The 8,946-nt window shown below is 71.0% G+C and carries 8 protein-coding genes; 3 read left to right on the top strand and 5 right to left on the bottom strand.

Annotated elements, in window-relative coordinates:
* From treS to ACH5AO_RS15225, 3 genes are all read right to left on the bottom strand, one after another.
* The coding region (gene treS, locus ACH5AO_RS15235; RefSeq protein ID WP_398924712.1) for a maltose alpha-D-glucosyltransferase at positions 1-1,250 on the bottom strand (1,250 nt) is incomplete at its 3' end.
* Complete coding sequence (locus ACH5AO_RS15230) at positions 1,247-3,244, bottom strand: alpha-1,4-glucan--maltose-1-phosphate maltosyltransferase (RefSeq protein WP_398924711.1); 1,998 nt, start codon at positions 3,242-3,244, stop codon at positions 1,247-1,249. The genes ACH5AO_RS15230 and treS, both read right to left, overlap by 4 nt.
* 74 nt (positions 3,245-3,318) lie before the next feature.
* Positions 3,319-3,621 carry a DUF5133 domain-containing protein gene (locus ACH5AO_RS15225; protein WP_398924710.1) on the bottom strand — a complete coding sequence of 101 codons (303 nt, stop codon included), beginning with the start codon at positions 3,619-3,621 and terminating at the stop codon, positions 3,319-3,321.
* Between the two features lie 353 nt (positions 3,622-3,974).
* Here ACH5AO_RS15225 and ACH5AO_RS15220 point away from each other — a divergent pair, with 353 nt between their 5' ends.
* Positions 3,975-4,487 carry a pep a2 gene (locus ACH5AO_RS15220; RefSeq protein WP_398924709.1) on the top strand — a complete coding sequence of 171 codons (513 nt, stop codon included), beginning with the start codon at positions 3,975-3,977 and terminating at the stop codon, positions 4,485-4,487.
* The gene (gene glgX, locus ACH5AO_RS15215; protein ID WP_398924708.1) at positions 4,484-6,628 is read left to right on the top strand and encodes a glycogen debranching protein GlgX; all 2,145 of its coding nucleotides are present in this window, start codon (positions 4,484-4,486) and stop codon (positions 6,626-6,628) included. The genes ACH5AO_RS15220 and glgX overlap by 4 nt, the downstream gene beginning before the upstream one ends.
* A 22-nt stretch (positions 6,629-6,650) precedes the next feature.
* Here the strand turns inward: glgX and ACH5AO_RS15210 are convergent, their stop codons facing one another.
* Positions 6,651-7,454: a VOC family protein gene (locus tag ACH5AO_RS15210; RefSeq protein ID WP_398924707.1), complete on the bottom strand. Its 804-nt coding sequence runs from the start codon at positions 7,452-7,454 to the stop codon at positions 6,651-6,653.
* A gap of 249 nt (positions 7,455-7,703) precedes the next feature.
* Here ACH5AO_RS15210 and ACH5AO_RS15205 point away from each other — a divergent pair, with 249 nt between their 5' ends.
* The gene (locus ACH5AO_RS15205; RefSeq protein WP_398924706.1) at positions 7,704-8,024 is read left to right on the top strand and encodes an ANTAR domain-containing protein; all 321 of its coding nucleotides are present in this window, start codon (positions 7,704-7,706) and stop codon (positions 8,022-8,024) included.
* Positions 8,025-8,075: 51 nt separating this feature from the next.
* Here ACH5AO_RS15205 and ACH5AO_RS15200 read toward each other — a convergent pair whose 3' ends face one another.
* The gene (locus ACH5AO_RS15200; RefSeq protein WP_398924705.1) at positions 8,076-8,867 is read right to left on the bottom strand and encodes an RNA polymerase sigma factor SigF; all 792 of its coding nucleotides are present in this window, start codon (positions 8,865-8,867) and stop codon (positions 8,076-8,078) included.
* Between the last annotated feature and the right edge of the window lie 79 nt (positions 8,868-8,946).

Below are 8,946 nucleotides of genomic sequence, written 5' to 3'. Positions count from 1 at the left end.
TGCATCGGGGTGCGGACCGCGTCGCGGTCGCCGAGCCAGATGTTGTCGCCCATGCCGATCTCGTCGCCGTAGTAGATGATCGGCGAACCGGGGAGGGAGAGCAGCAGGGCGGTGAAGAGTTCGATCTGGTTGCGGTCGTTGTCCAGCAGTGGGGCGAGGCGGCGGCGGATGCCGATGTTGGCGCGCATGCGGGGGTCCTTGGCGTACTCGGCCCACATGTAGTCGCGTTCCTCGTCGGTGACCATCTCCAGGGTCAGTTCGTCGTGGTTGCGCAGGAAGATGCCCCACTGGCAGCCCGACGGGATGGCCGGGGTCTTGGCCAGGATCTCGGAGACGGGGTAGCGGGACTCGCGGCGCACGGCCATGAAGATGCGGGGCATGACCGGGAAGTGGAAGGCCATGTGGCACTCGTCGCCGCCGGCGGCGTAGTCGCCGAAGTAGTCGACGACGTCCTCGGGCCACTGGTTGGCCTCGGCCAGCAGTACCGTGTCGGGGTACTGGGTGTCGATCTCCTTGCGCACCCGCTTCAGGAAGGCGTGCGAGGCGGGCAGGTTCTCGCAGTTCGTCCCCTCGGCCGCGTAGAGGTACGGCACCGCGTCCAGCCGGAAGCCGTCGATGCCCAGGTCCAGCCAGAAGCGCAGGGCCGCCAGGATCTCCTCCTGCACCCGCGGGTTCTCGTAGTTGAGGTCCGGCTGGTGGGAGAAGAAGCGGTGCCAGTAGTACTGCCCCCGCACCGGGTCGTACGTCCAGTTGGAGGCCTCGGTGTCGACGAAGATGATCCGCGCGTCCGGATAGCCCTTGTCGTCGTCGGCCCACATGTAGAAGTCGCCGTAGGGGCCGTCGGGGTTCTTCCTCGACTCCTGGAACCACGGGTGTTCGTCGCTGGTGTGGTTCATGACGAAGTCGATGATCACGCGCATGCCGCGCTGGTGGGCGGCGTCGACGAACTCCACGAAGTCGGCGAGGTCGCCGAAGTCGGGGAGGACGGCGGTGTAGTCGGCCACGTCGTAGCCGCCGTCGCGCAGCGGTGACTTGAAGAAGGGCGGCAGCCAGAGGCAGTCCACGCCCAGCCACTGCAGGTAGTCCAGTTTGGCGGTCAGACCCTTCAGGTCGCCGATGCCGTCACCGTTGCTGTCCTGGAAGGAGCGGACCAGGACCTCGTAGAAGACGGCTCGTTTGAACCAGTCCGGGTCCCGGTCCTTGGCGGGGGTGTCCTCGAAGGTGTCCGGCACTGGATCGTTCACGGTCATGACGTTCCTCGCCCTCCGTTTCGCTGTGCGGCGGGCGGTCTCGGTACGTGCAGGACATGCGCGGGAGCCCGCCCCGGCTCCAGGCGCACGTAGTTGGTCCTGCCCCAGTGGTAGGTCTCGCCGGTGAGCTCGTCGCGCACCGGTACCGATTCGTGCGAGTCCAGGCCGAGTTGCGGCATGTCCAGCGAGACCGTGGCCTCCTGGGTGTGGTGGGGGTCGAGGTTGGCGACCACGAGCACGACGTCGGAGCCGCTGCGCTTGCTGTACGCGATGACGGAGTCGTTGTCCGTCCGGTGGAAGCGCAGGTTCCTGAGCCGGTGGAGCGCGGGGTGTGCGCGGCGGATGGTGTTGAGTTTGGTGATGAGGGGGGTGATGGTGCGGCCCTCGCGTTCGGCGGTCTGCCAGTCACGGTGTTTGAGCTGGTACTTCTCGCTGTCGAGGTATTCCTCGCCGCCCTCGCGCAGGGGGGTGTTCTCGCAGAGTTCGTAGCCGCTGTAGATGCCCCAGGTGGGGGAGAGGGTGGCGGCCAGGACGGCGCGGACCTCGAAGGCGGGGCGGCCGCCGTGCTGGAGGTAGGCGTGCAGGATGTCGGGGGTGTTGGCGAAGAGGTTGGGCCGCATGTAGGAGGCGGCCTCCCCCGACAGTTCGGTGAGGTACTCGGTCAGTTCCCGCTTGGTGGTGCGCCAGGTGAAGTAGGTGTAGGACTGCTGGAAGCCGATCTGGGCCAGGGTGTGCATCATCGCGGGGCGGGTGAACGCCTCGGCCAGGAAGATCACGTCGGGGTCGGTGCGGTTGATCTCGCCGATCACGCGTTCCCAGAACAGGACCGGTTTGGTGTGCGGGTTGTCGACGCGGAAGATCCGCACTCCGGTGTCCGTCCAGTGCCGCAGCACCCGGCAGGTCTCGGCGACCAGCCCGTCCATGTCCGTGTCGAAGGCGATGGGGTAGATGTCCTGGTACTTCTTCGGCGGGTTCTCCGCGTACGCGATGGAGCCGTCGGGGCGGTGGTGGAACCACTCGGGGTGCTTGTGCACCCAGGGGTGGTCCGGGGAGCACTGCAGGGCGAAGTCCAGGGCCACCTCCAGGCCCAGTTCGCCGGCCCGGGCGACGAAGCGGGTGAAGTCCTCCAGGGTGCCCAGGTCGGGGTGGACGGCGTCGTGGCCGCCCTCGGGGGAGCCGATGGCCCAGGGCACGCCGACGTCGTCGGGGCCGGCGTTGAGGGTGTTGTTGGGGCCTTTGCGGTGGGTGGTGCCGATGGGGTGGATGGGTGGGAGGTAGACGACGTCGAAGCCCATCGCGGCGATCGCCGGGAGGCGGCGGGCGGCGGTGTCGAAGGTGCCGTGCGGACGGGCGGGGGTGCCCTCGGAGCGGGGGAAGAACTCGTACCAGGCGCCGTACAGGGCCCGTTCGCGTTCCACCAGCAGCGGCAGCGGGTCGCTGCTGGTGACCAGCTCGCGCAGCGGGTGCCGGGCCAGCACCGCGTCCACCTCCGGCGTCAACGCCGCCGCCAGCCGGGTGGCACAGGGCAGGGAGTCGTCGCGCAGGGTCTCGACGGCGGCGAGGACCACGGCCTGTCCGTCCTCCCGCGGAACCCCGGCGGCCGCGCGCTCGTGGAGATCGGCGCCCTCCTCCAGGACCAGGCCGGTGTCGATGCCCGCCGGAACCTTGACGCCGGCGGTCCTGCGCCAGGTGGCGACGGGATCACCCCAGGCCTCGACGCGGTAGGTCCACCGGCCCGGGCCGTCCGCGACGACCTCCGCGCCCCACCGGTCGCTGCCGGGCGCGAGCTCCCGCATCGGCGTGAACGGACCCGGACGCCCCTCCGGGTCCTTCAGCACCACATTCGCGGCGACCGCGTCGTGGCCCTCCCGGAAGAGCGTGGCCGTGACCTCGAACGTCTCGCCCACGACGGCCTTGGCCGGCCGCCTGCCGCAGTCGACGGACGGCCGGACGTCCCGTACCGGGATGCGGCCGATGGTCCGGGTCGTCTTCATGGGGTCTGTGCACCTCCGCCGTGCTCGACGCCCGGGCGGGCGCCCGGGCGTGGGACCAAACAGCGGCGGGAAGGTCATCGCCTTCCCGCCGTGGAGCGCCGCTCGACGGCCGGCGGTCCCCGTCGGACCGCGCCCGCAGGACGGGGCGTTTCGTTCTGTTCCTGTGGACAGGTGACGGCGGCGGTGCGCAGGTACCGTTCGGCGGCGTCCGCCGCCTCCCGGGCGCAACGCCTGCCCATCAGCACGCAGAGGGTGTAGCCGACGTCCTCGAAGGTGGCCCGTACCGTGCGATCGGCCGGGGCCGCCAGCATCACGCGTTCCCAGGCCCGGTACCGGCGCAGTTGCCGGGCCACTTCGGCTTTGGCGGGTAGCAGCATGACGCCGTGCACCTTTCCGGGGCTCGATTCGAGGCGCGTTGTCCCGGCGGTCGGGGCGGCGGCCGTGCGCGCGGATGCACGGACCCGTAACGGCGATCGAGGTCTTCACACATGGTGCACGGGTGGTGACGTAACGTCTTGTTGGGTTTTCAATCACATGGGCGGCGGATCGCGGTCTCCGCCCGCCCGGACGCCGTCCCACGCGTCACGGCCGTGTGCTCGTGTTGCACGAACGGCTCAACCCCCTCACTCTGAAGGTGACTCAGAAGCGATACCCGCTCACGTTCCGTGTCCGGGGGCTCGCCCCGCGGGGGCGAGGAGGGACGAGAGCTTCGCGTGAGGAGCCAACGACCATGAAGACCGCAGTGCCCTGCTACTACCACCTCGACGTGGAAGTCAGCCCCGAGAGGGTGGGACAGGTCAGCCGCATACTGGCCGCTCACCTCAGGTTCTGGGACCTGGAGAACCTGGTGGAGCCCGTCTGCGGCGGCGCCGAGATGCTGCTGCGGGCCATCGACGAGCACGCCACCGACAAGAACACGTCGATCGAGATGTGGTGGAACGGCCAGCACCTCATCACGGCCGTCGGGGACAACGACCGCGCCCTGCGCCCCGACCAGGAACTGCGCGGCTGCCTCGAGCACATCGCGGCGAGCAGCGACGGCTGGGGCTGCTGCGCCACCGAGAACGGCAGCAAGGTCATCTGGTTCTCGCAGCGCGCCCGCGCCGGCGAACGCGTCCCCCTCGTGCCGACCGCGCCCGACCCGCGCGAGAGCGAGGGCCTGGACCTGCCCCGCGAGGTGAGCGTCGTCACGCTCACCGGCCGGGTGCGCACACCGGCCGGCCTCCTGGAGGAAGTCCGGTGACCCGTCGACAGAACCGGAAAGGGGCGCCCGCCTGGAGCGGGCGCCCCTACCCGCTGGGTGCGTCCTACGACGGCGAGGGCACCAACTTCGCGCTCTTCAGCGAGGTCGCCGAACGCGTCGACCTGGTCCTGGTCGACGACGACGGCCGGTCCACCACCACACGGCTCACCGAGGTCGACGGCTTCGTCTGGCACGGCTACCTCCCCGGTGTCGGCCCCGGACAGCGCTACGGCTACCGGGTGCACGGCCCCTGGGCCCCGGCGGCCGGCGACCGCTGCAACCCGGCGAAACTCCTCCTCGACCCCTACGCCACCGCGGTCGACGGGCAGATCGACGACCACCCCTCCCTGTACGAGCGCAGCCCGCACGGCCCCGACCCCGCCGACAGCGCCGGACACACCGTGCTCGGCGTGGTGACCGACCCGGCCTTCGACTGGGGCGACGACCCCCGGCCCGGCCGCCCCTACTCCGACACCGTGATCTACGAGGCCCACGTCAAGGGACTCACCCGCACCCACCCCGACATCCCCGCCGAACTCCGGGGCACCTACGCCGGACTGGCCCACCCCGCGGTGGTCGGGCACCTCACCTCGCTCGGCGTCACCGCCGTGGAGCTGATGCCGGTCCACCAGTTCGTCCAGGACGGCGTGCTGCAGGGCCGCGGCCTGGCCAACTACTGGGGCTACAACACCATCGGCTTCTTCGCCCCGCACAACGCCTACGCCGCCCGCGGCACCCGCGGCCAACAGGTCACCGAGTTCAAGGAGATGGTGAGGACCCTGCACGCGGCCGGACTCGAAGTCATCCTCGACGTCGTCTACAACCACACCGCCGAGGGCAACGAGAAGGGCCCCACCCTCTCCTTCCGGGGCATCGACAACGCCTCGTACTACCGCCTGGTGGACGGCGACTGGGCGCACTACTACGACACCACCGGCACCGGCAACAGCCTGCTGATGCGCCACCCCTACGTCCTCCAGCTGATCATGGACTCGCTCCGGTACTGGGTCACCGAGATGCACGTCGACGGCTTCCGCTTCGACCTCGCCGCCACCCTGGCCCGGCAGTTCCACGAGGTCGACCGGCTGTCGGCGTTCTTCGACCTCATCCAGCAGGACCCGGTGATCAGCCGCGTCAAACTGATCGCCGAACCCTGGGACGTGGGCGAGGGCGGCTACCAGGTAGGCAACTTCCCGCCGCTGTGGTCGGAGTGGAACGGCTTGTACCGGGACGCCGTACGGGACTTCTGGCGCGGCGAGGAACACACCCTCGGCGAGTTCGCCTCCCGGCTGACCGGCTCCTCCGACCTGTACGCGCACAACGGACGCCGCCCGCGCGCCAGCGTCAACTTCGTCACCGCGCACGACGGCTTCACCCTGCGCGACCTCGTCTCGTACAACGACAAGCACAACGAGGGCAACGGCGAGCACAACCGGGACGGCGAGAGCGTCAACCGGTCCTGGAACTGCGGCACCGAGGGCCCCACCCGCGACCCGGCCGTGCTCGAACTCCGCGCCCGCCAGCAGCGCAACTTCCTCGCCACCCTGCTGCTGTCCCAGGGCATCCCGATGCTCTCCCACGGCGACGAACTGGGCCGCACCCAGCGCGGCAACAACAACGCCTACTGCCAGGACAACGAGATCAGCTGGATCGACTGGCGGCTCACCGGCGAACAGCGCGGCCTGCTGGACCTCACCCGGAGGCTGATCGCGCTGCGCCTGGCCCACCCGGTGCTGCGCCGCCGCCGTTTCTTCCGGGGCGAGACCGTCCGCCACGCCGGCCAGCCGCTGCCCGACCTGGTGTGGCTGCTGCCCGACGCGCGGGAGATGACCGACGACGACTGGCGGCGCTCCGACGCCCACTCGGTCGGCGTGTTCCTCAACGGCGACGCCATCGCCGAGCCCGGCCCGCGCGGCCGACGCCTCGTCGACGACTCCTTCCTGCTGCTGCTCAACAGCCACTGGGAGCCCGTCCGCTTCCGGCTGCCGGACACCTCCTACGGTGAACGCTGGACCGCCCTGATCGACACCGTGGACCCGGAGGGCGTCCCCGACGAGGCGGAGCACAAGGCGGCCACCACCCTCACCGTGGGCCCCCGGAGCCTGGTCCTGCTGTCCCGCCCGTCCCGCACGGCACGCTGACCGGCGGGGGCCGTGCCCGCTGTCAGCGCTGGCGGCGTGACGTCACCGTGAACTGGGCACCCGCGTTGTCGCGGAGCACGGCCTCGTCGGCGCCCAGGGACAGGACGCTGCCGCCGTGCCGCTCGGCGGCACGGGCGCAGGCGGCCACGTCCCGCACCGCGAAGTGCACCTGCCAGTGCGGCCGGATCGTCGGGTCGGGAGCCGACTCCGCCGCCCCCGACTCGATCCGCGCCACCACGTCCCCGCCGCTGCGCAGCACCACTTCCTCGCCCTCGTACTCCACCTCGACACAGCCCGGCTTGTCGGACGCCCAGTCGAAGACCCCGCCGTAGAAGATCGCGGCGTCGAAGGCGTCACGGGTGTGCAGCCGGACGAACGCGAGCTGGGCGCGGCGCCAGGTGGGCCAGTCGCTGAACAGCTCGCCCTCCCAGACCCCGAACGTCGCCCCGTCCCGGTCGGCCAGCAGCGCCGCGCGCCCGGGCGGCAGGGAGATCGGGCCGACCGCCGCGGTGCCGCCGCGCTCCTGCACCCGCGCCGCGGCCTCGTCGGCGCTGCGCACCGCGAAGTACGGCGTCCACGCCACCGCCATCTGCCACATGCCGGCGACCCCGGCGATCCCGGCCACCGGCCGGCCCTCGGACAGGGCGATGCGGAACCGGTCGCCGAGGCGCACCGGACGCCACTGCCAGCCCAGCACCGCCCCGTAGAACTCCTCGGTCGCCTTCATGTCATGGCTGGTCAGGCTCACCCAGCAGGGTGCCCCGAACACGGAGTGCGTCGAGAAGACGTCCGTCGCGCCGGCGGGGGAGGGCATGTCGTGGTTCATGGCAGTCGCGTCCTGATCTCGTCGGCCTGGCAGCCACCCGGAAGGCACCAGTGTCCGCCGGGTACCCCTCCGGGCGCCTGCCGAGTACCCCGGCGGCGGCACCGAAACGGAAGGCCCCACCGCTCCGGGCCACCCCGGTGGCGCAGGGCGGCACCAGTGGCGACGATGGAGGGATCGGACACTGGGTGAAGGCACTCAAGCACTATGCGAAGGCACCACGAGAGCGGCACACCGGACCCGGAGGTGACCATGCCCACGGACGGGGGCGCGGACCGCATCCTCCAGCTGGAGGAAGAGGTACAGCAGCTGAAGGACGCGGTCGTCTCGCACGCGGTGGTGGACCAGGCGATCGGCATGGTCGTCGCGCTCGGGCGGGTCTCGCCCGACCAGGGCTGGACCGTGCTGAAGGAGGTCTCCCAGCGCACGAACATCAAGCTGCGCAACGTGGCCGACCTGATCCTCGTCTGGGGGCGCACCGGGCTCCTGCCGGCGGAGGTGCGGACGGTGCTGGAGGAGGTCCTGGACCGGCTCGGCCCCACCCAGATCCCGGGCGCGCCGCCGGAGGGCTGACGCGCCCGGTGGAGCCCGCCGGTGGAGCCTGCCCGGTGGAGCCCGCCCGGCTCAGCCGGTCTCGGTGAGCAGTTCCTCGCGCAGCTGGGTGAAGCAGCTGTTGAGCAGCCGGGAGACGTGCATCTGCGAGATGCCGAGCTGTTCGGCGATGCCGCTCTGCGTCATTCCCCGGAAGAACCGCAGGTAGAGGATGATCCGCTCGCGCTCCGGCAGCGCCTCCAGACAGGGGCGTACCGCCACCCGGTCGACGACGGTGTCGTAGGCCGGGTCGGGGCCGCCGATCGCGTCGCCCAGGGCGTAACCGTCGGTGCCCGGCATCTCGGCCTCCAGCGACAGGGCGGAGAAACACTCCAGGGCCTCCATCCCGGTGCGCACCTCGCTCTCGGTCAGCCGGGTGTGCGCGGCGATCTCGGCGACCGTGGGAGAGCGCCCCGGAGAGGTCTGCGCCAGCTCCTTCGCCGCGTGCCGCACGCGGTTGCGCAGGTCCTGGACCCGGCGCGGCACGTGCAGCGTCCACATGTGGTCGCGGAAGTGGCGCTTGATCTCGCCGGTGACGGTTGGCACGGCGTACGCCTCGAAGGCGTTGCCGCGCGCCGGGTCGTAGTGGTCCACGGCCTTGACCAGGCCGAGGGCCGCCACCTGGTACAGGTCCTCCAGGGCCTCACCTCGGCCCCGGAAACGGACGGCGATGCGCTCGGCCATGGGCAGCCAGGCCGTGACCAGCGCGTCGCGCAGCATCCTGCGTTCGGGCCCTTCGGGCAGCCGGGCCAGGCGTGCGAAGTCCCCCGCCGTGTCGGGGGCGTCGTCGTGGGAGTGCTGCTTCCTGGGACTGACGGTACGCATCACGCGCACCTCCCTGAGCGGGGTGCCGGATGGACAGAACCCGTGGGAAGCGGCGGCTCGGACCACGACAGGCCCGCGG

The sequence above is a fragment of the Streptomyces sp. NPDC018964 genome (assembly GCF_044390325.1).
In the GTDB taxonomy this organism is placed as follows: Bacteria; Actinomycetota; Actinomycetes; order Streptomycetales; family Streptomycetaceae; genus Streptomyces.
The sequence above is the reverse complement of the archived record's forward strand: the minus strand, read 5'-3'. Positions and strand labels throughout refer to the sequence as shown.